Below are 957 nucleotides of genomic sequence, written 5' to 3'. Positions count from 1 at the left end.
GACCGGGACGGTCGCGGTGACCATGTTGGTGCCGGTGTCGATCACCGACACCGAATTGCCGATATTGTTGGTGACGTAGGCGAAGGACCCGTCCGGGGTGATCGCCACCCCTTGCGGGGAGGCCCCGACCGGGACGGTCGCGGTGACCATGTTGGTGCCGGTGTCGATCACCGACACCGAATTGCCGACAAGGTTGGCGACGTAGGCGAAGGACCCGTCCGGGGTGATCGCCACCCCTCGCGGGGAGGCCCCGACCGGGACGGTCGCGGTGACCATGTTGGTGCCGGTGTCGATCACCGACACCGTGCCGTCGCCACTGTTGGTGACGTAGGCGTGGGTTCCGTCCGGGGTGATCGCCACCCCTTCCGGGTCGGTCCCGACCGGGACGGTGTCGATGACGGTATCGGCGGCCGCGGCCGCCGCCCCCATCCCGGCCATACCCAGGACCATCGCGGCGGTGGCCGCCGCCGCGAGTGTGAGACGCGCGGCGCGCCCCCCGACCCTGCGGTAACCGCGCACCGTAGTGTGCTGATTCATATTCGTCTCCTGCCTCGAGAGGAACAAACCGGATCAACCTTCGTCATGTCGGGAACCGGCGGTCGGAACCGAAACCCAGCCCACCGGAGGCTAACAACCGGATTCCGGTTCCGACCCCAAATCCGCCGAACTCCTCACAGGCACAAGGCCGCACAAGGTATCATCGAACACCCGAACGGCCGGGCCGAGGGATCAACGCGGGCGTGAACGAAGGGTTACCCCGGTGGTGCTCTCAGCCGGGCATCTGGTCGTCGTTCGACAAGTTCTCTTCCGCCGCAGGGACTCCCGCCGACGTAGAGACCGCCGTGGCCGCGATCGAGGACGCCGTCACCACACCGCTAGAAACCGCAATACCTTAGTACCTCGACACCTTGGTACTGATGGACGCGAGCTGCACGCGTCTCGCAAACGATCGTTTGT

General features: G+C 66.2%; 1 protein-coding gene. It reads right to left on the bottom strand.

Going from position 1 to position 957, the window contains the following annotated elements; translation table 11 throughout:
• Positions 1-537 (bottom strand): choice-of-anchor I domain-containing protein (locus RM2_RS23230; protein ID WP_169846831.1); only part of this gene is annotated, 537 nt, incomplete at its 3' end.
• Between the last annotated feature and the right edge of the window lie 420 nt (positions 538-957).

This window comes from Rhodococcus marinonascens NBRC 14363, from assembly GCF_001894885.1.
In the GTDB taxonomy this organism is placed as follows: Bacteria; Actinomycetota; Actinomycetes; order Mycobacteriales; family Mycobacteriaceae; genus Rhodococcus_F; species Rhodococcus_F marinonascens.
The sequence above is the reverse complement of the archived record's forward strand: the minus strand, read 5'-3'. Positions and strand labels throughout refer to the sequence as shown.